General features: G+C 68.6%; 25 protein-coding genes. 13 read left to right on the top strand and 12 right to left on the bottom strand.

Going from position 1 to position 25,452, the window contains the following annotated elements; all coding sequences use genetic code 11:
* Nucleotides 1-62 precede the first annotated feature (62 nt).
* Nucleotides 63-1,748 carry an ABC transporter permease gene (locus tag GTZ97_RS07770; protein ID WP_161650010.1) on the bottom strand — a complete coding sequence of 562 codons (1,686 nt, stop codon included), beginning with the start codon at nucleotides 1,746-1,748 and terminating at the stop codon, nucleotides 63-65.
* A gap of 52 nt (nucleotides 1,749-1,800) precedes the next feature.
* Here GTZ97_RS07770 and GTZ97_RS07765 point away from each other — a divergent pair, with 52 nt between their 5' ends.
* The 4 genes from GTZ97_RS07765 (at nucleotide 1,801) to miaB (ending at nucleotide 5,562) form a co-directional block, all read left to right on the top strand.
* Nucleotides 1,801-2,913 (top strand): ABC transporter ATP-binding protein, encoded by a 1,113-nt coding sequence (locus tag GTZ97_RS07765; protein ID WP_161650009.1) that lies wholly within the window; start codon nucleotides 1,801-1,803, stop codon nucleotides 2,911-2,913.
* Nucleotides 2,910-3,665, top strand: a complete 756-nt coding sequence (murU, locus tag GTZ97_RS07760) for an N-acetylmuramate alpha-1-phosphate uridylyltransferase MurU (RefSeq protein WP_161650008.1) — start codon at nucleotides 2,910-2,912, stop codon at nucleotides 3,663-3,665. Before GTZ97_RS07765 ends, murU begins: the two co-directional genes overlap by 4 nt.
* Before the next feature lie 87 nt (nucleotides 3,666-3,752).
* A complete protein-coding gene (locus GTZ97_RS07755; RefSeq protein ID WP_161650007.1) occupies nucleotides 3,753-4,154 on the top strand; it encodes a hypothetical protein in 402 nt (133 codons plus the stop codon).
* A gap of 43 nt (nucleotides 4,155-4,197) precedes the next feature.
* Nucleotides 4,198-5,562 (top strand): tRNA (N6-isopentenyl adenosine(37)-C2)-methylthiotransferase MiaB, encoded by a 1,365-nt coding sequence (gene miaB, locus GTZ97_RS07750; RefSeq protein ID WP_161650006.1) that lies wholly within the window; start codon nucleotides 4,198-4,200, stop codon nucleotides 5,560-5,562.
* On the opposite strand, the gene bioF is transcribed toward miaB, so the two are convergent.
* Together bioF and nhaR are read right to left on the bottom strand one after the other, a co-directional pair.
* Nucleotides 5,563-6,807 (bottom strand): 8-amino-7-oxononanoate synthase, encoded by a 1,245-nt coding sequence (gene bioF, locus GTZ97_RS07745; protein WP_161650005.1) that lies wholly within the window; start codon nucleotides 6,805-6,807, stop codon nucleotides 5,563-5,565.
* Nucleotides 6,808-6,862: 55 nt separating this feature from the next.
* Nucleotides 6,863-7,768 carry a transcriptional activator NhaR gene (nhaR, locus tag GTZ97_RS07740; protein WP_161650004.1) on the bottom strand — a complete coding sequence of 302 codons (906 nt, stop codon included), beginning with the start codon at nucleotides 7,766-7,768 and terminating at the stop codon, nucleotides 6,863-6,865.
* Between the two features lie 125 nt (nucleotides 7,769-7,893).
* Between nhaR and GTZ97_RS07735 the strand changes: the two genes are divergently transcribed.
* A complete protein-coding gene (locus tag GTZ97_RS07735; RefSeq protein WP_161650003.1) occupies nucleotides 7,894-8,586 on the top strand; it encodes a Bax inhibitor-1/YccA family protein in 693 nt (230 codons plus the stop codon).
* Nucleotides 8,587-8,606: 20 nt separating this feature from the next.
* Here the strand turns inward: GTZ97_RS07735 and GTZ97_RS07730 are convergent, their stop codons facing one another.
* Nucleotides 8,607-9,641, bottom strand: coding sequence for an NAD(P)H-dependent flavin oxidoreductase (locus tag GTZ97_RS07730; protein ID WP_161650002.1), 1,035 nt, complete (start codon nucleotides 9,639-9,641; stop codon nucleotides 8,607-8,609).
* A gap of 37 nt (nucleotides 9,642-9,678) precedes the next feature.
* Entirely contained in the window at nucleotides 9,679-12,168 is a 2,490-nt protein-coding gene (locus GTZ97_RS07725) for a hybrid sensor histidine kinase/response regulator (protein ID WP_161650001.1), read from the bottom strand.
* A gap of 111 nt (nucleotides 12,169-12,279) precedes the next feature.
* On the opposite strand from GTZ97_RS07725, the gene GTZ97_RS07720 reads away from it, so the two are divergent.
* The gene (locus GTZ97_RS07720) at nucleotides 12,280-13,608 is read left to right on the top strand and encodes an ABC transporter substrate-binding protein (RefSeq protein ID WP_161650000.1); all 1,329 of its coding nucleotides are present in this window, start codon (nucleotides 12,280-12,282) and stop codon (nucleotides 13,606-13,608) included.
* On the opposite strand, the gene bioD is transcribed toward GTZ97_RS07720, so the two are convergent.
* The 5 genes from bioD to GTZ97_RS07695 all read right to left on the bottom strand — a co-directional run bounded on the left by bioD (nucleotide 13,593) and on the right by GTZ97_RS07695 (nucleotide 17,137).
* Entirely contained in the window at nucleotides 13,593-14,303 is a 711-nt protein-coding gene (gene bioD, locus GTZ97_RS07715) for a dethiobiotin synthase (protein WP_161649999.1), read from the bottom strand. The genes GTZ97_RS07720 and bioD overlap by 16 nt on opposite strands.
* A 62-nt stretch (nucleotides 14,304-14,365) precedes the next feature.
* Entirely contained in the window at nucleotides 14,366-15,766 is a 1,401-nt protein-coding gene (gene bioA / locus GTZ97_RS07710; protein WP_161649998.1) for an adenosylmethionine--8-amino-7-oxononanoate transaminase, read from the bottom strand.
* A gap of 5 nt (nucleotides 15,767-15,771) precedes the next feature.
* Entirely contained in the window at nucleotides 15,772-16,143 is a 372-nt protein-coding gene (locus GTZ97_RS07705) for a 6-carboxytetrahydropterin synthase (RefSeq protein WP_161649997.1), read from the bottom strand.
* Between the two features lie 41 nt (nucleotides 16,144-16,184).
* Nucleotides 16,185-16,847 (bottom strand): 7-carboxy-7-deazaguanine synthase, encoded by a 663-nt coding sequence (queE, locus tag GTZ97_RS07700; RefSeq protein WP_161649996.1) that lies wholly within the window; start codon nucleotides 16,845-16,847, stop codon nucleotides 16,185-16,187.
* Between the two features lie 11 nt (nucleotides 16,848-16,858).
* A complete protein-coding gene (locus tag GTZ97_RS07695; protein ID WP_161649995.1) occupies nucleotides 16,859-17,137 on the bottom strand; it encodes a hypothetical protein in 279 nt (92 codons plus the stop codon).
* A gap of 46 nt (nucleotides 17,138-17,183) precedes the next feature.
* Here GTZ97_RS07695 and hemA point away from each other — a divergent pair, with 46 nt between their 5' ends.
* The 7 genes from hemA (at nucleotide 17,184) to GTZ97_RS07660 (ending at nucleotide 22,841) form a co-directional block, all read left to right on the top strand.
* Complete coding sequence (hemA, locus tag GTZ97_RS07690; protein WP_161649994.1) at nucleotides 17,184-18,503, top strand: glutamyl-tRNA reductase; 1,320 nt, start codon at nucleotides 17,184-17,186, stop codon at nucleotides 18,501-18,503.
* An 8-nt stretch (nucleotides 18,504-18,511) separates the two neighbouring features.
* A complete protein-coding gene (gene prfA / locus GTZ97_RS07685) occupies nucleotides 18,512-19,624 on the top strand; it encodes a peptide chain release factor 1 (RefSeq protein ID WP_161650074.1) in 1,113 nt (370 codons plus the stop codon).
* Nucleotides 19,617-20,477, top strand: a complete 861-nt coding sequence (prmC, locus tag GTZ97_RS07680; protein WP_330863575.1) for a peptide chain release factor N(5)-glutamine methyltransferase — start codon at nucleotides 19,617-19,619, stop codon at nucleotides 20,475-20,477. Before prfA ends, prmC begins: the two co-directional genes overlap by 8 nt.
* A 99-nt stretch (nucleotides 20,478-20,576) precedes the next feature.
* Entirely contained in the window at nucleotides 20,577-21,293 is a 717-nt protein-coding gene (locus GTZ97_RS07675) for a hypothetical protein (protein ID WP_161649993.1), read from the top strand.
* A gap of 118 nt (nucleotides 21,294-21,411) precedes the next feature.
* Complete coding sequence (gene grxD / locus GTZ97_RS07670) at nucleotides 21,412-21,729, top strand: Grx4 family monothiol glutaredoxin (protein WP_161649992.1); 318 nt, start codon at nucleotides 21,412-21,414, stop codon at nucleotides 21,727-21,729.
* Between the two features lie 7 nt (nucleotides 21,730-21,736).
* Entirely contained in the window at nucleotides 21,737-22,309 is a 573-nt protein-coding gene (locus tag GTZ97_RS07665; RefSeq protein ID WP_161649991.1) for a UbiX family flavin prenyltransferase, read from the top strand.
* A 172-nt stretch (nucleotides 22,310-22,481) separates the two neighbouring features.
* Nucleotides 22,482-22,841, top strand: coding sequence for a c-type cytochrome (locus GTZ97_RS07660; protein WP_236651078.1), 360 nt, complete (start codon nucleotides 22,482-22,484; stop codon nucleotides 22,839-22,841).
* Between the two features lie 31 nt (nucleotides 22,842-22,872).
* Here GTZ97_RS07660 and GTZ97_RS07655 read toward each other — a convergent pair whose 3' ends face one another.
* Nucleotides 22,873-23,547 carry a lytic transglycosylase domain-containing protein gene (locus GTZ97_RS07655; RefSeq protein WP_161650072.1) on the bottom strand — a complete coding sequence of 225 codons (675 nt, stop codon included), beginning with the start codon at nucleotides 23,545-23,547 and terminating at the stop codon, nucleotides 22,873-22,875.
* A 36-nt stretch (nucleotides 23,548-23,583) separates the two neighbouring features.
* Nucleotides 23,584-25,359: a proline--tRNA ligase gene (locus GTZ97_RS07650; protein WP_161649989.1), complete on the bottom strand. Its 1,776-nt coding sequence runs from the start codon at nucleotides 25,357-25,359 to the stop codon at nucleotides 23,584-23,586.
* Nucleotides 25,360-25,452: the final 93 nt, after the last annotated feature.

Here is a 25,452-nt window from a genome sequence, read left to right as displayed (position 1 = left end):
CGGCGCGAGCCGCCCGCACCATGCTGAAGTCTCGCGGGCTGGCTCAAGTCAGCTTGCGGCACTCAGCCCGACGCCCGCCTGCTGCGGGCGATCTGCCGGCTGATCACCACCAGCGGCAACAGCCCCACCACGACGATGGCCAGGGCCGAGGTCGAGGCCTCGGCCAGCCGCTCGTCTGACGCCAGCACATAGGCCTGGGTGGCGAGGGTGTCGAAGTTGAACGGCCGCATCACCAACGTGGCCGGCAGCTCTTTCATCACGTCGATGAACACCAGCAGCGCTGCGGTCAGCAGGCTGCCGCGCAGCAAGGGGAAGTGCACCCGGCGCAGGGTCTGAGACGGGCTCAGCCCCAGGCTGCGCGCGGCGTTGTCCATGTTGGGCGTCACCTTGGACAACCCGGCGTCGATGGACTGCACGGCAGGCGTCAAGAAACGCACCACGCAGGCATAAACCAGCCCTGCAATACCGCCTGTGAGCACCAGGCCGCCCTGCCACTGAAAGGCCACCTCCAGCCAGCCCGTGATGACCTGGTCCACCCGCGTGACCGGGATCAGCACACCCACGGCGATGACCGTGCCCGGCAACGCATAACCCAGGCCGCCCAGGCGGTGCACGCCCCGCACCAGCCAATGCGGATGCAGGCGCGCGGCATAGGCCAGCAGCAACGCCAGCACGACGGCGAACAGCGCCGTCAGGCCCGAAACGGTGATGCTGTTGCGGGCCAGCTCGATGAAGCGCGGGCCAAACTGGGCATCGCCCTCGGTGAGCGCCATGTGCAGCAACACACCGGCCGGCAGCAGAAAACCCAGCACCAGCGGGATCAGGCAGCCGACGACGGCCAGCAGGCTTCCCAGCCAGCCCAGGCGGCGACCCATCCAGGGCGTGCGCCGCAGCGTGGTGTCATGGAAGCGCGCCCGGCCGCGCGACAACCGCTCGAACGCCAACACGAGCACGACAAAGCCCAGCAGCGCAGAGGCCAGTTGCGCCGCAGCCACCCGGTCGCCCAGCGAGAACCAGGCGCGGTAGATGCCGGTGGTGAAGGTCTGCACGCCGAAATAGGACACGGCACCGAAATCGGCCAGTGTTTCCATCAGGGCCAGCGCCACACCTGCGGCAATGGCGGGCCGCGCCAGGGGCAGGGAGACGCGCCAGAAACTGCGCCACGGGCCCAGCCCCAGCGAGCGCCCCACCTCCAGCATGCCCCCCGCGCGCTCGAGGAAGGCGGTGCGCGCCAGCATGTACACATAGGGGTAGAGCACGAACGAGAACAGCAAGACGGCCCCGCCCAGCGAGCGCACATCCGGGAACCAGTAATCGCCGCGCCGCCAACCAAAGGCCTCGCGCAACGCGGTCTGCACCGGCCCGACGAACTGCAGCAGGTCGGTGTAGGTGTAGGCCATCACATAGCCCGGCACCGCCAGCGGCAGCACCAGCGCCCACTCGAACGCCCCGCGCATCGGGAAGTCGTAGCGCGTGACCAGCCAGGCCGCTCCCACGCCCATGCTGGCCGTGCCGATGCCCACACCCAGACACAGCCACAGCGTGGACCAGAGGTACTCGGGCAGCACGGTCGAGGCCAGGTGCGACCAGGTGTCGCCCGTGCCAGGAGAGAACACCTGCAGCACCACGGCCAGGATGGGCAGCATCACGGCCACGCCGACCAGCACGGCCACCCCCACCAACCAGGAGGGGCGGCGCGGCGTGAGGCCGGACGGCGTCGACGAAAGAGAAGGAACAGCCAGCTGCATGATGAATTGAGAATTATGATCGTTTCTTTCTGTTGCAGCCCTCCCGTCCAGCATGCGGACCGCCACCGATCACGCTCACGCGCCGGCCCTGCCGGCTGGCAAGCCCTGGCTCGCCGTCGAACACCTTGCCCTGCGCTACGGTACCCGCGAGGTGGTCAGCGAGCTGTCGTTCGCCCTGCCGCAGGGCGCCATCGCCTGCCTGCTGGGGCCCTCGGGCTGCGGCAAGACCTCGGTGCTGCGCGCGATCGCCGGCTTCGAGCCGCTGACCGGCGGTCGCATCTCGCTGGACGGTCAGACGCTGAGCGCCCCCGGCAAGATGGTGGCGCCCGAGAAGCGCCGCATCGGCATGGTGTTTCAGGACTACGCTCTCTTCCCGCATCTGACGGTGGCGCAGAACGTGGGCTTTGGCCTGCAGGGCCGCGGCGACGTGGCTGGCCGCGTGCAGGAGATGCTGGCCATCGTCGGTCTGGCGAAATCAGGCCACCGTTACCCGCACGAACTCTCGGGCGGGCAACAGCAGCGCGTGGCGCTGGCGCGCGCGCTGGCGCCGCAGCCCGGCGTGCTGCTGCTCGACGAGCCTTTTTCGAACCTTGACGTGGCGCTGCGCGAGCGGCTGGCAGGCGAGGTGCGCGACATCCTCAAGGCCACACACACCACGGCGGTGATGGTGACGCACGACCAGGTCGAGGCCTTTGCCATGGCCGACGTCGTCGGCGTGCTGGCCGATGGCAAGCTGCAGCAGTGGGACACGGCCTACGCGCTGTACCACCGGCCGGCCAACCGGCGCGTGGCCAACTTCGTGGGTCAGGGGGCGTTCGTGCCGGCCACGGTCATTGGCGCCAGCCAGCTGCGCCTTGATGTGGAAGGCGTGCCGCCCGACGACTGCCTGTTTCAGACCGACGAGCCGCTGCCCTTCGCCCCGCAGACACCGGTGGATGTGCTGCTGCGGCCAGATGATGTGCAGCACGACGACCACAGCCACCTGCAAGCCCGCGTGGTGCACAAGGCGTTTCGTGGGGCGGATTTCCTCTACACCCTGGCGCTGCCGGATGGCACCGAGGTGCTCTCGCTCGTGCCCTCGCACCACAACCACGAACTGGGGGAGGCCGTGGGCATCCAGCTGGACCTCAGCCACGTGGTGGCCTATGAACGGAGCCGGCCATGAGCACCCTACACACAGGCCATGCAGCGCGCCCACTCGGGCAAGTGCCTGCGCTGATCCTGGCCGCGGGCCGTGGTGAGCGCATGCGCCCGCTGACCGACCACACGCCCAAGCCGCTGCTGCCGGTGCGCGGCAAACCACTGATCGTGTGGCACCTGGAAGCACTGGCCCGCGATGGCGTGCGCGAGGTGGTCATCAACACCGCCCACCTCGAAGAACAGTTCGAACCGGCCCTGGGCGATGGCAGCCGCTGGGGCCTGCGCATCCAGTATGCGCACGAGCGACGCGACCACGGCGGCGCACTGGAGACCGCCGGCGGCATGGCCAACGCGCTGCCGCTGCTGCAGGCCGCGGGGGGCCACGAGGCCTTCTGGGTGGTGGCCGGCGATGTGTTCGTACCGGGCTTCCGGTTCGAGGCCGCCGCTGCGCAAACGTTTGTGCGGGGCGACGACTGGGGCCGCCTGTGGCTGGTGCCCAACCCGCCCCATGTGCCGCAAGGCGATTTCGCGCTGACAGCCGAGAGCCGGGTGCAACGCCGCGATGCCGCACCGGGCTGTCCAGCCTACACCTACTCCACCATCGGGCTGTATCGCCCGGACATGGTGGCCGGCATCCAGCCGGGCGAGCGCGCCGCGCTGCGGCCCTTCCTGGAACGGGCCATTGACGCCGGCCGGCTCAGTGGCCAACTGCACACCGGCCCGTGGACAGACGTGGGCACACCGCAGCGACTGGCCGAGCTCGACGCCCAGGGCTGAGGCGCCAGCGCAGGCGCACATCGCCCACACGGCAGCGGGCGCCTTCGGTAGAATCCAGCCTCCGTTCACAGCCCCTGGATCTACACCATGTCACGCTGTCTCACACGGCGCACGGCCCTGCTGGCCGCCGCCCTGACGGTGGCCCTGCCCTTGGCCGCCGTCGCACAGACCACCGTGTTTCGCACGCTGCCCAAGGAATCGCTGCGCGGCGAACTGGTCGTGCTCTCGGCCGATGCGGCCACGCTCAATGGCCAACCGGTGGCCATCGCGCACAACCCGCGCATCCGCAACGACCGCAACCGCCTGGTGCGTCCCAGCGCCCTCGAAGGCGTGAAGCTGCAGGCCAACTACACCCTGGACAACCGCGGTGAGCTGCGCGAGATCTGGGTGCTCAACGACGACGAACTGAGCCGCCCCTGGCCCAAGAGCGCCGAAGAGGCCGCCAAGTGGGTCTACAACCCGATTCAGCGCATCTGGATCAAGCCTTGAATACCGGCCCGGCCCAGCATCCCGCACCGCATTGAGTCCCGACATGAGCACCGACACCACCACGCCCCAGAAGAAGGTCTACATCAAGACCTACGGCTGCCAGATGAACGAGTACGACTCGGACAAGATGTCCGACGTCATGAACGCCGCCAAGGGCTATGTGCCCACCGACAACCCAGAGGAAGCCGACCTCATCCTGTTCAACACCTGCTCGATCCGCGAGAAGGCGCAGGAAAAGGTGTTCTCTGACCTGGGCCGCGTCAAGCACCTCAAGGACAAGGGCGTGATGATCGGCGTGGGCGGCTGCGTGGCCAGCCAGGAAGGCGCGGCCATCATCGAGCGCGCGCCCTACGTGGACGTGGTCTTCGGCCCGCAGACGCTGCACCGCCTGCCCGCCATGCTGGAAAAGCGCCAGCAGCAAAAACGCCCGCAGGTCGACATCAGCTTCCCCGAGATCGAGAAATTCGACCACCTGCCGCCGCCGCGCAAGGAAGGCGCCTCGGCCTTCGTGTCCATCATGGAAGGCTGCTCGAAGTACTGCAGCTACTGCGTGGTGCCCTACACCCGCGGCGAAGAGGTGTCGCGCCCCTTTGACGACGTGCTCACCGAGGTGGCCGACCTGGCCGACCAGGGCGTCAAAGAGGTGACCCTGCTGGGCCAGAACGTCAATGGCTACCGGGGGAAGATGGGCGAGACGGCCGAGATCGCCGATTTCGCGATGCTGCTTGAATACGTCGCCGAGATCCCCGGCATCGAGCGCATCCGCTTCACCACCAGCCACCCCAACGAGTTCAGCCAGCGCCTGATCGATGTCTACGGCAAGACGCACAAGCTCGTGAACCACGTGCACCTGCCCGTGCAGCACGGCTCCGACCGCATCCTGATGGCCATGAAGCGCGGCTACACGGCGCTCGAATACAAGAGCACCATCCGCAAGCTGCGCGCCGTGCGCCCGAACATCAGCCTGTCGACCGACTTCATCGTGGGCTTCCCGGGTGAGACAGACGACGACTTCGACAAGCTGATGAAGCTGGCGACCGACCTCGAGTTCGACGCCTCGTTCAGCTTCATCTACAGCGCGCGTCCCGGCACACCGGCTGCCTCGCTGGCCGATGACACGCCGCACGAGGTCAAGCTCAAGCGGCTGCAGACGCTGCAGGCCTACCTCGAATCGAACGTGCAGCGCTACAGCCAGGCCCTGGTGGGCACCACGCAGAAAATTCTCGTGGAAGGCCCGAGCCGCAAGAACCCGATCGAGCTGATGGGCCGCACCGAGTGCAACCGCATCGTGAACTTCGACGGCGGGCCACTGCGCGACCGCCTGATCGGCGAGTTGATCGACGTCACCATCACCCAGGCCTACCCGCACTCGCTGCGGGCCGAGGTCAAGCTGCGCGACGCAGCCTGATCACGCGGGGCGCGTGGCCAGCGCCGCGCACAAGCGATCCACCTGTTCGGCCGTGTGCGCGGCCGACAGCGAGATGCGCAAGCGCGCCGTGCCGTCGGGCACGGTGGGCGGGCGGATGGCCGGCACCCAGATGCCTTGCGCATCCAGTGCGGCCATGACGGCCAGCGCTGCTTCGTTGCTGCCAATCACCAGCGGCTGGATGGCCGTGTCAGAGGGCAACAGCCGCCAGCGCCCATCGCGTATGGCCTCACATCCAGCCAGCCCCTCGCGCAGGCGCGCGCGCAGCGCCGCCAGGTGCGTGCGACGGCCGGGCTCGTCTTGGATGACCTGCACCCCGGCCCGCAAGGCTGCCGCAATGTGCGCCGGCGCCGCCGTGGCAAACATGTAGGTGCGGGCCTTCTGCATCACCCATTCGATGATGCGGTCCGAGCCGGCCACAAAAGCCCCAGCCACACCGGCCGACTTGCCCAGCGTGGCCATGTAGATGAGCCGATCCAGCCGCCCCTGCCAGGCCGGCGCCACGCCCGCGGCCCCCGCGATGCCATGGTGCGCCAGCGTGCCCTCGCCCTGCGGCCCCAGCACGCCGAAGCCATGGGCGTCGTCGATCATCAGCATCGCATCGAAGCGCTCGCACAGCGCCAGCAGCGCCGGCACATCGGCCACGTTGCCATCCATGCTGAACACCGCATCGGTGACCACCAGCTTGCGCCGGGCCGTGCTCGCACGCAGGGCGGTTTCGAGTGCGGCCAGATCGGCGTGCGGCACGATGTGGGCCTCGGCCCGCGACAGGCGCACGCCATCGATGATGCAGGCGTGATTCAGGGCATCCGAGAACACCGCGTCGCCTTTGCCCACCAGCGCCGGGATCGCGCCCACATTGGCCGCATAACCGGCGTAGAAGTACAGGGCGCGCGGCAGGCCGACATGCCGCGCCAGATCGGCTTCGAGCGCCTCGTGTTCAGGGCTGTGGCCGCAGACCAGTGGCGAGGCGGTGGCGCCCACACCGTAGCGGTCGATGGCCGCGTGGGCCGCAGCCATCAGCGCCGGATGCTGCGACAGGCCGAGGTAGTCATTGCTGCCGAACGACAGCCGCGGCTGGCCGTCCACGAGGTAGGTGGTCGCGCGCAGGGCCTCTTCGTGGGGGGCCAACTCGGCGGGCGCATGCAGCGGGGCCACCTGGCGCCGGCGGCGCTGCAGGTGGTGCGCTGCGAGCTGCTGCAGCGCGTCGTCAAACCAGGTCGTCATCCGGCTAGGTTAACAGGCGCCCACAGACGCCCACAGACGCGCACCGACGCCGGTTTCAGCGCCGCAGGTCCGAGAACAGGCCCTCGCGGGCGGCCTCGGTGATGGCCACCACGCCGGGGTGGGTGATGCGCCGCTCCACCGTGATCACGTGAAACTCTTCAACCAGATCGGCCGCCTCGCCCAGGAACACCGCGTTGTACTGCCGGCGCACGGATTCGTCGAGCACGCGGGGCGCAATGAACACGCCCAGTCCCTGCATGCCCAGCGCCTTGACCATGGCGCTGTCATCGAACTCGCCCACCACGCGGGGCCGCAGCTTGTGTTTGCCCAGCCACTGATTGAGCCGCAGGCCCATGGCCGACTCGCTGCCAGGCGACAGCAGCGGCGCACCATCGAGCAAGGCCGGAAAGGGTTTGGCCAGCTCCCGCGCCAGCGCCGGGGCGGCGTAAAAGCCCACCTGCGATCCGCCGAGCCGGTGGGTGTAGGCGTTCACGCTGAGCGCGGGCGGCAGCGGCCGATCCGACAACACCAGATCGAGCCGGTGCACCGACAGGTCCGCCAACAGGCTTTCTATCTTGCCTTCGCGGCAGATCACCCGAAAGGCCTGGGCCCCGGTCATGGCCGGCGCCATCAGGCGTCCCGCCACCAGCTTGGGCACCGCATCCACGATGCCAACGCGCAACTCGACCGGGCGCTGAGAGCCGCGGGGCTGCCGCAGCACCTCTTCCAGCTCGGAGCCCAGATGAAAGATGTCGCGCGCATAGCTGTAGACCAGCTCGCCGGTTTCGGTCAACTCCAGCTTGCGACCCTTCTTGCGGAACAGGGGCCGGCCAATGGCGTCTTCGAGCAGTTGCACCTGCCCGCTCACCGTCTGGGGCGTGACGTGCAGGTGCTCGCTGGCCTTGACCACACCGCCGAGCCGCGCCACCGCCCAGAAATACTGCAGATGCTTGTAGTTCATTGCGGTTTACCCGAAATCACCTGGTTGGAAATTCGAATTTACATGAACAATGCGGTTGCCTAAAGTGCGGGCTGTGTCAATCCCACGGCGGCCAGATGGTCGCCACTTCACCGAAGGAGTCATCCATGTCTGTGGACCCTCGTCCTTACGCCCGCGCCGTTCCGATGCCGGCAGGGGGCGGTCTGGCCCTCGCAGCAAACAGCCAGCGCGTGCTGCGCAACACCTACGCCTTGCTGGCGCTCACCCTGGCGTTCAGCGCCGCGGTGGCCGGCACCGCAATGGCGTTGAAGCTGCCGCACCCTGGCCTGATCCTCACCCTGGTGGGTTTCTTCGGGCTGAGCTTCCTGATCAACAAGACGGCCAACAGCGGCTGGGGTGTGCTGTCGGTGTTCGCGCTGACCGGCTTCATGGGCTACACGCTCGGCCCCATCCTGAGCTCGGTGCTGTCGCTGCCCAACGGCAGCGCCATCGTGACGAACGCCATGGGCACCACGGCCGTGGCCTTCCTGGGCCTGTCGGCGATCGCACTGACCACGAAGCGTGATTTCAGCTTCATGGGCAAGTTCCTGTTCGTCGGCATCCTGGTGGCCTTCGTGCTGGGTCTGGGCGCGTTTTTCTTCGAGATGCCCGCGCTGAGCTTGGCTGTCTCCGGCATGTTCGTGCTGCTGATGAGCGGCATGATCCTCTACGAGACCAGCCGCATCGTCAACGGTGGCGAGACCAACTACGTGCTGGCCACGACCAGCCTGTTCGTCTCGATCTACAACATGTTCGTCAGCCTGCTGAGCCTGTTCGGCATGGGCGGCTCGAACGACTGAGACAGCGCCGTCACGATGCGTCAGCCGGCCCGGGACACCGTGGTCGCCACCTCTCGGGCCTGACGCATCACCCGCTCCACGATGTCGGCCACCGCGGCCACATCGTGGACCAAGCCCTGAGACTGGCCTATCAACTGAACGCCATCCACGTGGTTGCCCTCGTGGATGGCTTTTCTCATGGCGAGGGTGGCTGCGCCGAAGTAGGCCACCTTGACCGCCTCCAGTGGGCCCAGCCGCATCACATCGCGCACCAGCGCGCCCATGGGCCGCTGGGTCTCACGCGCGGCGCGCAAGGCGCGGGTGATGGCCACCGGCGGGCTCAGGCGTCGACGCGTATAGCGGCGGCCGCCCTCGGTGTGCATGACGCGGCAGGGAAAGCTGTCGAAATGCGGCGAGTAGATCGTCTCGCCGGCTTCCTTGCGCACGATGAGTTGTTTGGTGGCCGCGTGCACGGGGCTTTCAGCTGACGCCGCGAAGCGTGTGCCCATGGCCACGGCATCGGCCCCGAGCGCCAGCGCGGCCACCAGCCCGCGCCCGTCGGCCACCCCACCGGCGGCGATGATGGGCAAGTCGCACAGGTCGCGCACCGCCGGGATCAACACCATCGAAGACACCGCACCCCCATGGGCTGCCGCCTCGTGGCCCGTCACGATCAGGCCGTCGACCCCGGCTGAAATGGCCGAACGCGCATGGGGCTCACTCGAGATCGTGGCGATCACCTTGCCGCCATAACGGCGTGCACCCTCGATCACCCATTCCCCCTTGCCCATGGACACGTTGATCACGGGCACCTGCTCTTCGAGCGCCACACGCGCACACTCGGCCGCACCGGGCAGCATCAGGCTGCAGCCCACGCCGAAGGGCTTGTCGGTCAGCGCACGGATCTCGCGAATGGCATCGCGGCAGCCTTCGGGCGTCAGCGCCCCGGACGCCAGAATGCCCAGCCCACCCGCGTTGCACACCGCGGCCACCAGCCGCGGCACGGCAATGTAGGTCATGCCGGGCAAGACGATGGGGTGGCGAACGCCAAACTGCGCGGTGAAACGGGTGTGCATGGCAGGAAACAACAAACAGCAGGTGGATTCGTCTGGATCAGCCGACGTTGGCCCGGCCATCGTTGGCGGCGGATTGATCCAGCCAGTGGCGCAAGGTCAGGAACAACTGGTGGGTGTCCAGGGGCTTGGGCAGATGGTCGTTCATGCCGGCGGCCCGGCAGGCCTCGCGCTCATCGTGCAGCACGCTGGCCGTCATGGCCACGACCGGCAACTGTGCCCCCCCTGGCAAGGCACGGATGGCCCGCGTGGCCGCGAGCCCATCCATGCCGGGCATGTGAACATCCATCAACACCACATCATAGGGCGCACGGCGAACCTGCTCGACGGCCTGCTCACCGTTCTCGACCGCGTCGGGCGTGATGCCGGCCATGGCCAGCAGTTCGGTCACCAGCAGCCGGTTGACCGGGTTGTCGTCGGCGAGCAGCACGCGCGCAGCCCCATGGCGCGCACGCAGGTCGGCCAGCACGGCCGGCAGCAGTTCGGGCTCTGAGGCGCGTGATCCGGTCAGGGGGGCCGACGGCGTCGCAGGTGAGGAGTCAGACCCATTCGCCCCGCCCTGCGCCCCCGCCTCGGCGGTGGTGGGCGTCTCGGCGGGCGCTTGACCGGGCAGCACCTGCAGCGTGCACCAGAAGGTGCTGCCCTCGCCCAGGCGGCTGCGCACGCCGGCCTCGCCGCCCATCAGTTCGGCCAGGCTGCGTGTGATGGCCAGGCCCAGGCCCGTGCCGCCGTGCCGCCGGGTTGGCGATTCGTCGGCCTGCACGAATGCGTTGAACAGACGGGCCGCATCGGCCTCGCTGATGCCGATGCCCGTGTCCTCGACCTCGATGCGCACAGGCATCTTGCCGTCGACAACCGCGCCCGCCTGGACACGCAGTTGCACCTGCCCCTGGTCTGTGAACTTCACGGCGTTGCTCAGCAGGTTGAGCAGGATTTGCGACACGCGCACCGCATCGCCGCGCAGGTAGCGCGGACAGCCCTCGAGATCCAGCGTGAGGGCCAGACCCTTGTCGCGCGCACGCTGGGCCACCAGCCCGACGGCACGGCGCAGCACCTCGTGCAGGTCGAAGTCGGCCTCGGCGAGTGTGAACATGCCGGCCTCGATCTTGGAGAGGTCAAGGATGTTGTTGATGATCTCCAGCAGGTGGTCTGCTGCTTGCTGGACCACCTGCAGGCGCTCGGCCTGCTCCGGCGTCGGGCGATCCTGAGCGAGCAGGTAGCTCATGCCCATGATGGCGTTCATGGGCGTGCGGATCTCGTGGCTCATGTTGGCGATGAACGCACTCTTGGCCCGGTTGGCTGCCTCGGCGCGGTCGCGCGCCTGGCGCAGCTCGTCGGTGCGCTCGGCGATGCGCAGCTCGAGCTGGTCGCGGTAAGCGGCCAATTCGGCCACGCGGTCGCGCAGGTTGGCGTGCAGATCCGCCAGGGCATGCGTCAACACGGCCACCTCGTCTTGCGCCCCATCGTCGGGCTTGAACCGGGCCGGCTCGCCGGCCTGCAGCGCCCGCGCCGTTTCGGCCAGCGCACGCAAGGGGCGCACCACGCGCCCCGACAGCCACCACATCAGCGCCATGAACACGAACGCACCCACCAGCCCCCCCACCCAGAGCCGGCGATGCAGCGCCTCGACAGGACCAAAAAACACGGCGGGATCCTGACGCAGCACCAGCCACCAAGATGGCGCCTGGCCTTGCGGGTCCCAGTCGACCGGGGCGGCTGCCGTGAGCTGCATGCCGGCATCGCCCCATTGCACGAGGCGCGAGCGCCCGTCGTCCTGCACGGCACGCAGGATGTCGCGCTCGGCGGCACCAGCGGGAAACACCGGCGCCGCGGCGGCACCCATTGAAGCCTGGCCTTGCGGGGTCATCAGAAGCGCTGGCGCGCGCCCTTCGCCGGGATCGACCAGCCGCCGGTGGCGTTCGCTGAGCATGCGCCAGTTCACCGCACCGACCAGCACGCCGATGACCTCGCCGTCGTTGTCGATCACCGGCGCCGCCAGATCGATCAGGGCCAACGGCTGCCCATCGGCCCCGGCCGGCAGGTAACGACCGAGTTCGCCCGGCTCACGCGGGCTGCCCAGCCAGGTGCCGCGCAGGCCCTGCACATACCAGTCGGCCTGGCGCACGTCCTGCTGCTCCAGCCGCGTGCCGGTGGCGCTCACGATGATGCCGCGCGCATCGGCCAGGCCGAGCCACTCGAACTCCGGCGCGTGGAAGCGGGCCTGCTCCAGCTGCAGGCGCAGCGCACCCAGATCCTGCAGCCCGCTGGCCATTTCGGGTGTGGAAGCCAATTGCTGCACCCGCGCAAGCCGCTCGGCCAGATCGGCCGCAATGCCCTCGCCCATGACACGGGCTTCGCGGTGAGCCGACCGGTCGAGCGTATCAAGCAACTGCTGTCGCTGTCCGTGCGCCACCCAGAACGCCAGCACGGTGGCAAACAGCACGCCGCCGACGCCGGCCAGCAGCGCAAAGCGCGCCCGCACGCTGTGTCGCGGCGACAAGGCAGCCCAACGGCCTCGCAGGTCGTTCATGTCGGTTTCGCCATCCTGAGTTTGGGGGTGCGCACGGCGTCCCATGCGTTAGAGTGCATCCATGCCCTTCAATGGGCAATGGAACAAATCACATTCTGACGGAAGGCGACGATGGCGCACACACGCTGGCCCCGCCCCTGGTTCGTCGGTGTGGTGGTGTGGCTGTTGGGCACCGCAACGTCGGCGCTGGCGCGCGATCTGGTGATCGCCACGGTCAACAACGGGCACATGCTCACGCTGCAACGGATGACGCCGCATTTCGAGCGGCTGCACCCGGGTGTGCGCGTACGCTGGGTGACGCTGGACGAAGACCGGCTGCGCCAGCAGGTCACGCGCGACGTGGCCACCCGCGGCGGTCGCTTCGACCTGCTGACGGTGGGCAGCTACGAGGCCAAGGTGTGGAGCGGCCGCGGCTGGCTGCGCCCCATCACACCCAGCGCCGGCTACGCGACGGACGACCTGCTGCCCCCGGTGCGCGACGCGCTCACGCAAGGCGGCAAGCTGTATGCGCTGCCCTTCTATGGCGAGAGCAGCATGACGATGGTGCGCACCGATCTGCTGGCCGCCGCGGGCATGACCTTGCCCCTGCACCCCACATGGGAACAGGTTGCCCAGGCGGCCCGCCGCCTGCATGACCCGCAGCGCGGCGTGGCCGGCATCTGCCTGCGCGGCAAGCCCGGCTGGGGGCAGAACATGGCGCTGGTCTCGACCATGGTGAACACCCATGGTGGACAATGGTTCGACACCAAGTGGCAACCGCAGTTGACCAGCCCGGCCTGGCGCCGGGCGCTGACGCTGTACAGCGACCTGCTGCGCCGACATGGTCCCCCTGCCGCAGTGGCCAATGGCTACAACGAGAACCTGGCGCTGTTCTCTGCCGGCCGCTGCGCCATGTGGGTGGACGCCACGGTGGCCGGCAACTTCGTCAGCCGGGGCAATGAATCGCGCGTGGCCGGCCAGGTGGCCTTTCTGCATGCGCCCGTGGCAAGCACGGCGCGTGGAGCGCGCTGGCTGTGGACCTGGTCGCTGGCCATTCCCGCCGGCTCGCGTCAGCCCGAGCTGGCCCAGCGCTTTGCCGAGTGGGCCAGTTCACCGGCTTATGTCGCGCTGGTGGCGCGCGAGGTGGGCTGGCACGCGGTGCCACCCGGCACGCGCGAATCCACCTACGCCCAGCCGGCCTACCGCATGGCCAATCCGCACGCGGCCATCGAGCGCGAGGCCATCATGCTGGCCGATCAGAACCGGCCCACCGAGCCGCCCTCACCTTATGTGGGCATCCAGTGGGTGGGCATCCCCGAGTTCCAGTCCATCGGCACGGCCGTGGGCCAGCTCGTGGCCGAACTGTTGCAGACCGCGCCGCCGCGCGTGGACGAGGTGCTCACGCGGGCGCAGGCGGTGGCCGAACGCAAGGTGCGCGAGGCGGGCTACATGACGGATTGACCCGGCAGCTGAAGCGCGAGGTCTGCCGCATCCGCGTGGGGGTCATGACCCCACCGCGCCAGCATGGGCGCGTGCAGGCGGCGCTGCAGCGTGGCCACGTTGGCTTCTTGTTCGGGCATGGCGGGGTCGACCAGGTTGGCCACCCAGCCCGCCAGCGTCAAGCCGCGCGCGGCGATGGCCTCCTGGGTCAGCAGCGCGTGGTTGAGACAGCCTAGGCGCAAGCCCACCACCAGGATGACCGGCAGGCGCAGCCGCTGGGCCAGATCGGCCGTGGTGAGCCATTCGTCGTCGGCGTCGGCCAAGGGCACGATGAAGCCGCCGGCGCCCTCGACCACCACCGCGTCCGCATGCTGGCGCAGCGCGTGAAAGCTGGCCTCCAGATGGCCGAGGTCCACGCGCACGCCTGCATTGCGAGCGGCAATGTGGGGCGAGACCGCATCGGGCAGGGCATAGGGATTGTCGAAGGCCGGCGGCACGGCCAACGAGCCGGCCGCACGCAATGCGACCACGTCCTCGTTCAGCCAGTGTCCCGCACCGTGTTCTGCCGCGGCCACCCAGTCGCAACCGGCCGCCACGGGTTTCATGCCCACCACACGGGCGTGACCGGCGCGGCGCAGCGCATGCAACAGCGCACAGGTAGCGCGCGTCTTGCCCACGCCGGTGTCGGTTCCAGTGACGAAGTAAGCCAGAGTCATGGTCGGTCGGCAGCTGAGTTCAGGTCAACATCAAGTCGGGGCAACGGCACAACGCCTCAAGCTCAGGCCATGCGCAAGCCGGTGTCGCCGCCGGCTTGGCTCGGGGCGGACATCTGCGGCGCCTGCGCGAGCACCTGGTCCAGCACCGCCAGCATGCCCTGCGCCAGATGCCGCTGATCGGCCTCGCTCAACACATAAGGCGGCATCGTGTACAGCGTGTGGCCAATCGGGCGCAGCAGCAGCCCCGCGTCCAGCGCAGCCTGGTGGTAGCGGGCCGCAAACAGCGGGTCATCGGTGTCGATGTCCCAGGCCCAGATCATGCCGATGTGGCGGGCGGCTTTCACGCGCGGGTGCGCCGTCAGCGGCGCGACCAGCTCGCCAAAGCGCGCCGCCGCCACGCGGTTGCGCGCCAGCACGTCCAGGCCGTCCGCATCGCGTGCATCAAACGTGTCCAGCACTGCCAGCGCCGCGCGGCAGGCCAGCGGGTTGCCGGTGTAGGAGTGCGAATGCAGAAAGCCATGGGCCACACGGTCATCCCAGAAGGCCTGGTAGACCGCATCGGTGGTCAGCACGACCGACAGCGGCAGCACGCCACCCGTCAGCCCCTTGCTCAGGCAGATGAAGTCGGGCCGCACGGGGTGGCCATCGGGCTGCACGGCCTGCTGATGCGCGAACAGCGTGCCGGTGCGGCCAAAGCCCACTGCGATCTCGTCGGCAATCCAGTGCACCTCGTAGCGGTCGCACAGCGCGCGCACGGCCACCAGGTAGGCAGGGTCATACATCGCCATGCCCGCCGCGCCCTGCACCAAGGGCTCGAGGATGAGGGCGGCGATCGACGCGTGGTGTTCGGCCAGATGGGCTTCGAGTGCGGCGATGGCCTGCTGCAGGTGGGCCTCGGCCGACACGCCTGGCGCGGCCTGGCGCGGATCGGGCGACGGCAGCGTGGCACTCAGCCGCAACAGCGGCGCATACGCCTCGCGAAACAGCGGGATGTCGGTCACCGACAGCGCGCCCACCGTTTCGCCGTGGTAGCCACCCTGCAAGCCGATGAACCGGCTCTTGCCCGGCCGGCCGCGGTTGCGCCAGCTGTGGGCACTCATCTTCAGCGCGATCTCGGTGGCACTGGCGCCGTCACTGGCGTAGAAGGCGTGGCCCAGGCCCGTCAGCGCCCCCAGCCGCTCGGACAGCTCGACCACCGGCGGGTGCGTGAGGCCGGCCAGCATGATGTGGTCCACCCGACCGATCTGGTCGGTGATGGCCTCGCGGATCGGCGCGAAGTTGTGGCCGAACAGGTTGACCCACCACGAACTCACCGCATCGAGGATGCGGTGGCCCTGGTCATCGATCAGCCACGGGCCCTCGGCGGCCACGATGGCGCGCGGGGGCACAGTCTCGTGCCGCTTCATCTGCGTGCACGGATGCCAGACAGCCTGGCGGCTGCGCGCGGACCAGTTCGCCGCCATCGTGCTCAGGCCCGGGGCCGGTAGGTGCAGCGGTCGCCGGCCGCACGCGAGACCGACACGGCCGCCACCTGCGGCAGTGCCTGGCGGGCCTGCGCGTAGATGAACACGCACAGGTTCTCCAGCGTGGGGGCGCCCAGGCCGGCCACCTCGTCCAGGAAGTGGTGATCCAGCTGGCTGCGGATGCCGGCAATCACCTCGCGCAACACGGCCAGGTCCACGACCATGCCCGAGTCGGGCTGGCGGTCGCCCGCCACGATGACCTCCGCCGTGTAGGTGTGGCCGTGGATGCGGCGGCTGCCCGCCGCTTCTTCAGGCGAGACCTGGCGCTTGAGCGTGTGCGCGGCATCGAACGTAAAGGTCTGGCTCAGTTCAAACATGGTGCTTCCTCAGGGGCGCGGTGCGCCCACGGTCCGGGCGCTCAGCGTATGCCCAGGTTCTTGTGTGTCTGCACGCTGAGCATCCAGCGTGGATGGTCCAGGCACCACTGGATGGCCCAGTCGGTCGCCGCCTGGCGGGCGGCCGGATCGGCGCTGTCCATGGGCTGCACCCGCCATTGGCGGAAATCCATCTGCTCGAAAGCAGACAGCTCCAGCGCGGTGAACCCCGCCTGCGGCACCACCACCTTCAGCTCGTGACCGCTGCGCTGCACCAGCGGTGCACCCGCCTTGGGGCTCACGCAGATCCAGTCCAGCCCCGCCGGCGCGGCCACCGTGCCATTGGTCTCGACCGCGATCTCGAAGCCCTGCGCATGCAGCGCATCGATCAGCGGCTCGTCGACCTGCAGCAGCGGCTCGCCACCCGTCAGCACGACGAAGCGCCGCCCCTGGCCGCCGGCTTCGGTCGTTGGCCAGAACGCGGCGATGCGCTCGGCCAGGGCCTGGGCCTGCTCGAACTTGCCGCCGCCCATGCCATCGGTGCCGACGAAATCGGTGTCGCAGAAGCGGCAGGTGGCCGAGGCCCGGTCGGCCTCGCGGCCGCTCCACAGGTTGCAGCCGGCAAAACGGCAGAACACGGCCGGGCGACCGGCATGCGTGCCCTCGCCTTGCAGGGTGTAGAAGATTTCCTTGACGCTGTAGGTCATGCCGATTCCATTCAGGCCTTGCCGCGCAGGCCCGTCCACCAGACGGTCAGCGCCGACGCGACCACCAGAGCCGCGTAGCTGTACATCGCCCCGTCGCGTCCCAACAGCGCCAGCCCCGCCACCCAGACGGCCAGGTTCACGGCTGCGGCCAATCGAACCTGCAGCCACCAAGCCACAGGCTTGAGCAGCCGCCACCAGACCAGCCGCGCCAGCGAGGGCACCAGCACCGCCATGGCCAGCGCCGGCAGGACAAAATTCACCAGATGGTTCAGCAGATCCAGAAAACCCACGGCTGCTTTCTGCGGGGGAAAACCCCGGATTTTATAATCTCGCCCCATGAGTGTCCTGACCCTCGGCCTGAACCACACGACCGCTGCGGTTGACCTGCGCGGCCGCTTTGCGTTCGCCGTGGATCAACTGGCCCCTGCGCTGAGGGGCCTGCACGAGCGTTTGCGCCTGCCGCACGCCGAAGTGGCCCTGCTGTCGACCTGCAACCGCACCGAGCTGTACTGCGCCCTCGGCGGCCTGGGTGGCCCCGCCCGCGAGCTGCAGCGCGCCGCCGTCGACTGGCTCAGCCAGATTGGCCATGTCAGCCACGACGAGCTCATGCGACACACCTACGTTCACGAAGGCGGCCACGCGGCGCGCCACGCCTTCCGCGTCGCCAGCGGGCTGGATTCCATGGTGCTGGGCGAGCCGCAGATCCTGGGCCAGATGAAGCAGGCCGTGCGCGAGGCCGATTCGGCCGGCACGCTCGGCACCACGCTGCACCAGCTCTTCCAGCGCAGCTTCGCCGTAGCCAAGGAGGTGCGCACCTCGACCGAGATCGGCGCGCATTCCATCAGCATGGCCGCCGCCGCCGTGCGCCTGGCCGGCCAGCTGTTTGAAGACCTGCGCCACACCAAGGTGCTGTTCGTGGGCGCCGGTGAAATGATCGAGCTGAGCGCCACCCACTTCGCCGCGCGCACGCCCCGCGCCATGGCCGTGGCCAACCGCACACTTGAGCGCGGTGAGAAGCTCGCCACCCACCTCGGTGCCCAGGCCATGCGCCTGGCGGAACTGCCTGACCGCCTGCACGAGTTCGACATCGTGGTGTCGTGCACCGCCAGCTCGCTGCCCATCATCGGCCTGGGCGCCGTCGAGCGCGCCATCAAGGCCCGCAAGCGCCGCCCCATCTTCATGGTCGACCTGGCCGTGCCCCGCGACATCGAGCCTGAGGTGGCCGAGCTCGACGACGTCTACCTCTACACCGTCGACGACCTGTCGGCCATGGTGCAGACGGCTGGCGAACGCCGCCAGGCCGCCGTGGCCCAGGCCGAGGCCATCATCGAAACCGGCGTACAGGGCTTTGTGCACTGGCTGGACGAGCGCACCACCGTGCCGCTGATCCAGGCCCTGCACCAGCAGGCCGACGCCTGGCGCGCCGCCGAGATCGCGCGCGCCCGCAAGCTGCTGGCCAAGGGCGAAGACGTCGAAGCCGTGCTCGACGCCCTCTCGCGTGGGCTGACGCAGAAAATGCTGCACGGCGCGCTGGCCGAGTTGCACAGCGCCGACGCCCGTCACCGCCCCGAGGTGGCGGCCTCATTGGCGCGCCTCTTCTTGCGCGGCGAGGTCAATCCCGCCACGCCCCGCGGCAAGCGCGGAGACGGCGCGTGAGCACGGGGCTGCCCCCGTCACTGGCCGCCTCGATCGACCGCCTGGGCCACCGCCTGCAAGAGCTCGACGCCGCTCTGGCCGATCCGACTGTGGCCGCCGACAACCGGCGTTACCGCGCCCTGTCGCGCGAGCACGCCGAGGTCAGCCACGTCTGCGGCCTGGCTCGCCGTCACGACCAGCGCCAGCGTGACCTCGCCACCGCGCGCGAGCTGCTGCGCGACGCAGGCGACGACGCCGAACTGCGCGCCATGGCCGAAGACGAGGTGAACGAGGCCGAGGCCGAACTGGCCCGCCTGGACACCGAGCTGCAGACCGCCTTGCTGCCCAAGGATCCGGACGACAGTCGCAACGCGTTCCTTGAGATCCGCGCCGGAACGGGTGGCGAAGAATCCGCCTTGTTTGCCGGCGACCTGGCGCGCATGTACACCCGCTACGCCGAGCGCCAGGGCTGGCGCTGCGAGGTGCTGTCGGCCAACCCGTCCGACCTGGGCGGCTACAAGGAACTGGTGCTGCGCCTCGAAGGAGACAGCCCGGCGGCCAACGTCTACGGCAAGCTCAAGTTCGAATCGGGCGGCCACCGCGTGCAACGGGTGCCGGCCACGGAATCGCAGGGGCGCATCCACACCAGCGCCTGCACGGTCGCCGTGCTGCCCGAGCCCGACGAGGCCGAAGACGTCCAGATCAACCCGGCCGACCTGCGCATCGACACCTTCCGCGCCAGCGGCGCCGGCGGCCAGCACATCAACAAGACCGATTCGGCCGTGCGCATCACCCACTTGCCCACCGGCATCGTGGCCGAATGCCAGGACGACCGCAGCCAGCATCGCAACAAGGCCAAGGCCCTGGCCGTGCTCGCCGCCCGCATCCGGGATCAGGAGCGCATCGCCCGCCAGACCAGAGAGGCCGCCACGCGCAAGAGCCTGGTCGGCACGGGCGACCGATCCGACCGCATCCGCACCTACAACTTCCCCCAGGGCCGGCTGACCGACCACCGCATCAACCTCACGCTGTACAAGCTTGGGCTGATCATGGATGGCGAACTCGACGACGTGGTGGCCGCGCTGATCGGCGCCCAGGCGGCCGAGCAGTTGGCCGAGCTGGAGGCCGCCACCGGTGTCTGACGCACTGCCTCGCACCGTGGAAGACGCGCTCACCCACGCGCGTGCCCTGGGCGTCGACCGCCTGGATGCCCAGTTGCTGGTGGGCGCGGTGCTCGATCGGCCGCGCAGCTGGTTGATCGCGCACGACCGCGACCCGCTGCCCGGCGACACCGCCCAGCGCATCGCCACCTTGATCGCCCGACGCGCGGCAGGCGAGCCCGTGGCCTACCTGCTGGGCGAGAAGGAGTTCTTCGGGCTCACGCTGGCCGTCAATCCCGACGTGCTCGTCCCGCGGCCTGACACCGAAACACTGGTGGAGTGGGCGCTCACATTGCTCCCCTCAGACGCGCCAGCTGACGTGCTTGACCTGGGCACCGGCAGCGGCGCCATCGCGCTGGCCATCCGCCATCACCGGGCCCGGGCCCAGGTGAGTGCCGTGGACGCCAGCGCCGGCGCGCTGCAAACGGCGGCCGACAACGGCGCGCGGCTGAACCTGCCCGTGCGCTGGCTGGCCGGCTCGTGGTTTGCGCCGGTCGGCGGCGAACGCTTCGACCTGGTGGTCAGCAACCCGCCCTACATTGCCGAAGACGATGCGCACTTGCCCGCGCTGCGCCATGAGCCACGCTCGGCCCTGACAGCCGGGCCCGACGGCCTGGATGACCTGCGCACCATCGTCGCGCAGGCGCCGGGCCACCTGAAGCCCGGCGGCTGGCTGCTGCTGGAGCATGGTTGGGACCAGGCCGATGCCGTGGCGCAACTGCTGACGGATACGGGCTTTCACGAAGTGTCACACCGCCTGGACCTGGGCGGCCACCGGCGCTGCACAGGCGGGCAATGGCCAGGCTTGTCGCCCACGCATCCCGGCTCAGTGTGAACCCTTGAACAACGGTTACGAACCCTGACAACTCCGGTCCCCAAACGCACCGGTCGTCTCTACCATGCGCATCAGGCCTGCATCCTGAAGGAGACAGCCATGCGCCCCCTGCCCCCCACCTCGTCCCGTCTGATCACCTCCCGCCGCCTGCGCGTCGCCGCCGGCCTGGCCGTGTTGTGCGCTGCCGGGGCGGCCCAGGCGCAATGGGTACCGCATGCGGGTCATGTGTGGCGGCAGGCCCAGGCCACCGTGCCTTCCCTGGCCACCGCCACCGTCCATCTGCATGCGACCAAGGCGCAGCCTGTCGCCCCGGCCGATCGCCCGCTGGGTGGCACAGGCTTGAGCCTCAGCCGCTGGAGCGGCCGTGCCGGTGTCGCGCTGGACCGTGACATCAACCCGCTGAAAGACAGCTACGTGCTGGCCCAGCCCGCCGATCAGGGTCTGCGCCTGCGCAGCCTACACATCCTGTCCGACCTGGAACTCGGCGGCGGCTTCCGCGCCAGTGCGGGCGTCGTACGCGGCGACGTGACCCAGGCCTGGTGGGGCGACGGGGACGCCGAGGGCGGCGTGCACCTCAGCGTGCAGCAACTGGATCGGCTGAGCCTGCCGGGAGCCGATGGCCGGGCACGCACCAGCGGGCTGCGCGCCTACGTAGGCGCCGGCTATCGCCTGAGCCAGGAAGCCGGCCCCGACCACACCAGCTGGCACTTCAGCGCCGACCTCGGCCTGACCCGCGGCGGCGGCACCAGCCTGCGCGCCGGCGAAGGCCTGCAGCTGACGCCGGTGCTCAAGTTCTCGATGCGTTACAGCTTCTGAGTGGCTGTGGACGTCCGACGTCCCGCTTCGGACAGGGCCATCCGCCTTGGGGCGGGCTCGACGGGCGGGGGACTGGTATAACCTGGGGTTTGTCCATTTTTCTCTCCCCTCCCCCACCATGAGCGACGTCCAACAACGCATCGACGATCTGGTCAAGAACAACCGCGTCGTCCTTTTCATGAAGGGCACCGCACAGTTTCCAATGTGCGGCTTCTCTGGCCGCGCCGTGCAGATCCTCAAGGCCTGTGGCGCCAACGACCTCGTCACCGTCAACGTGCTCGAAGACGAGGCCATCCGTCAGGGCATCAAGGAATATGCCAACTGGCCGACCATCCCTCAGCTGTATGTGAATGGCGAGTTCATCGGTGGCTCGGACATCATGATGGAGATGTACCAGGCTGGCGAGCTGCAACAGACCCTGGGCGCACAAGGTTGATCGGCACATGAGCCGTCCACACGGGCGCCTCATTGTCGGCATCACCGGCGCCAGCGGCGCCGTGTATGGCGTGCGCCTGCTCGAGCGCGCGCGCGCACTGGGCGTCGAAACCCACCTGGTGGCCACGCCAGCCGGCATCCTCAATGTTCACCACGAACTCGGGCTGGACCGTCAGGCCCTCGAAGCCCTGGCCACGCACGCCCACTCTCCGGGCGACGTGGGCGCCTGCATTGCCAGCGGCAGCTTTCCAACTGATGCCATGGTGGTGGCGCCCTGCACGATGAAGACGCTGGCCTCAGTGGCCCACGGCATGGGTGACAACCTGCTCACCCGCGCGGCCGACGTCACACTCAAGGAGCGCCGCCGCCTGGTGCTGATGGTGCGCGAAACGCCGTTCAATCTGGCCCACCTGCGCAACATGACAGCCGTCACCGAGATGGGCGGCATCATCTACCCGCCACTGCCGGCCTTCTACCACCGGCCCGACAGCATCGAGGCCCTGGTGCTCGACACCGTGGAACGGGTCCTGCAGCTCGTCGGCGTGGGCCAGGCCCAGCCGCAGCAGTGGCATGGCTTGTGACACAGTGCTCATTGACGCGGGCTTGGCCGCGTCAATGGCGTCATTTGTCTAAATTCAGCGCATCCAACGGGGCACCATACCCCGTAGTGGGTGCGTGATGTTCAGTTGTCTCTTCCATTCTGTTCGCTGCCTCTCCGGGGGCACCTTCCTTTGGGCCGCTGCGCTGTGCGGCTTGCCGGGCGCAGCCGCGTATGGCAAGCCAGCGGGGACGCCGCATGCAGGCCCGGCCTACACCGCCAGCGTGGCGAGGGGGCAGGCCTTGTACCAAGCCTGGTGCACCCGCTGCCACGACTTGGATACCCACGGCATCGGCCCGGCCCACCGCGGCGTGTTCGGGCGACTGGCCGGGCGCGCGCCAGGGTACGACTACTCGACCGGCCTCAAGCGGGCCAGCTTCCGATGGAACGCCCGCACGCTCGACCTTTGGCTGGCCGACCCGGACGCCTTCGTCACATGGCAGCAAATGGAGTTCAGCGTGCCCGAGGCACGCGACCGTGCCGACCTGATCGCCTACTTGCGCACGCTGCGGTGAAACAGGCGGTGTGGTCTGAAGCGCACCGCCCTCAGGGCTGAGTGGGCGCTGCGCCCTGCGCCACCTGGGTGGGCTCGGCCACCCGCCACTGCCGCCAGGCCGCTGTCACCATGTCGGGGTAGGTGGCCTTGCCCCGACTGCCGTTGTAGCGCCCCAAGGCCATGAAGAGGTTGCCGCGCTCGATGTCGAGATAGTGGCGCAGGATCACACAGCCAAAACGCAGGTTGGTCTGCATGTGAAAGAGGCTGGCTGGGTCGCCATTGCCGATCAGGCGCGACCAGAACGGCATCACCTGCATGTAGCCCCGCGCCCCCACGGACGAGATCGCGTACTTGCGGAAACCGCTTTCCACCTGGATCAGTCCCATGACCAGGCTGGGCTCCAGACCGGCGCGGCGGGCCTCGTAGCACACCGTCAGCAGGAACTCGCGCCGCACCAGTTCATCCGGTTTGCGCTTGAGCAGCTTGGCCTCGAGCGCCTGGGCCCATTGCTCGCACTGGCGCTTCTGGCCGGCATCGGCAAACACCAGCCGGGGCTCGCTGCGGCCCACCGCGGCCGACAGCGCGGTGCGCACCGAGTCGGCCAACGGCTCCTCCAACTGGCGGCCGGCCCAGGCCGACGAGGCAGCCAGCAGCAGACCGGCCATCCCGGCTCCACCCGCCACGCGCCATGCCACCCACGCCTTCTTCCTGAACACCTGCCACATCATGTCCGAACCTTAACGCATTGCCGCCCCGCGCGATCACCCGATCTGCAGCCGAGACAGGAGGTGGTTCAGGACTTCGTTCACGGGCAGCTTGGTCGCTTCGGCATCCTGGCGACCCTGGTACTCGGCCACGCCGTCCTTCAGGCCCTTGTCGCCGAACACCACGCGGTGCGGCACACCAATCAGCTCCCAGTCGGCGAACATGGCGCCCGGGCGCTCGCCGCGGTCGTCCAGGATCACGTCCACACCCTTGGCCAGCAACTGCGCGTGCAGCTCATCGGCTGCGGCCTTGACGGCTTCGGACCGGTCATAGCCCACGGGGCAGATCACCACCGTGAAAGGCGCGATGGCATCGGGCCAGATGATGCCGCGCTCGTCGTGCTTTTGCTCAATGGCGGCGCCCAGGATGCGCGTGACGCCGATGCCGTAGCAGCCCATCTCGAAGTGCTTGGGTTTGCCGTCCACGTCCAGGAAGGTCGCGTTCATGGCCTTGGAGTACTTGGTGCCCAGGTAGAACACATGGCCCACCTCGATGCCGCGCTGGATGGCCAGCACGCCCTGGCCATCGGGCGACGGGTCGCCTTCCACCACATTGCGGATGTCGGCCACCAGGTCAGGCTCGGGCAGGTCGCGGCCCCAGTTCACGCCGCGGATGTGGAAACCCTCTTCGTTGGCGCCGCATACCCAGTCGGCCATGTGGGCCACGGTGCGGTCGGCGATCACCTTCACCGGCTGCTTCAGCCCGATCGGTCCCAGGTAGCCGGGCTTGCAGCCGAAGTGCGCGACGATTTCCTTCTCGGTCGCAAAGCGGAAGCCCGCCTTGAGCCCCATGGTCTTGCCCGCACCGTCGGTCAGTTCGATCTTGCCGGCCTTGACTTCGTTGAGGTCATGGTCGCCACGCACCAGCAGCAGCCAGATCGTGCTCTTGACGACCTCGCCTGCCTCGTTCGTCTCATCGGTGGCCAGCACGAGCGACTTGACCGTCTGACTCAGCGGCAGGCCCAACAGCGCAGCGACATCCGGGCAGGTGCTCTTGCCTGGCGTGGCCACCTTTTCCAGGGCCTGGGTGGCCGCGCCACGGGTGGGCAGCAGGGCCACGGCCTCGGCCAGCTCGATGTTGGCCGCGTAGGTGCTGGTCGGGCAGTAGACGATGGCGTCTTCGCCCGTGTCAGCAATCACCTGGAACTCGTGCGAGCGGTCGCCGCCGATGGCACCGGTGTCGGCGGCCACGGCGCGGTACTGCAGGCCCAAGCGGTCGAAGATGCGGCAGTAGGCGGCGAACATGCCGTCGTAGCTCTTGCCTGCGCTCTCCACATCGCGGTCGAAGGAGTAGGCATCCTTCATCGTGAACTCGCGGCCACGCATCACACCGAAACGCGGGCGGCGCTCGTCGCGGAACTTGGTCTGGATCTGATACAGGTTCTTGGGCAGCGCGCGGTAGCTGCGCAGCTCCTGCCGGGCGATGTCTGTGACCACCTCTTCGGCCGTGGGCTGGATCACGAAATCGCGCTCGTGGCGGTCCTTGAAGCGCAGCAACTCGTCGCCCATCTTGTCGAAGCGGCCGGTCTCCTGCCAAAGCTCGGCGGGCTGCACGACCGGCATGGTCAGCTCGACGGCGCCGGCGCCATTCATCTCATCACGGATGATGCCTTCAACCTTGCGGATCACCCGCAGGCCCATGGGCATGTAGGTATACAGCCCGGCCCCCAGCTTCTTGATCAGGCCGGCGCGCATCATGAGCTTGTGGCTGACGATCTCGGCGTCGGACGGGGCTTCCTTGAGGGTGGAAATGAAGAAGTGAGAGGCTTTCATGGGGCAAAAAAAGCGCACCGCCTGAATGAGGCCTTGACACCTGCACTAGGCGTTTCGGCTCAGGGGTGCAATAATGAAACCAGTTGAAAGATT

The sequence above is a fragment of the Aquabacterium fontiphilum genome (genome assembly GCF_009909205.1).
GTDB lineage: Bacteria > Pseudomonadota > Gammaproteobacteria > Burkholderiales > Burkholderiaceae_C > Aquabacterium > Aquabacterium fontiphilum.
The sequence above is the reverse complement of the archived record's forward strand: the minus strand, read 5'-3'. Positions and strand labels throughout refer to the sequence as shown.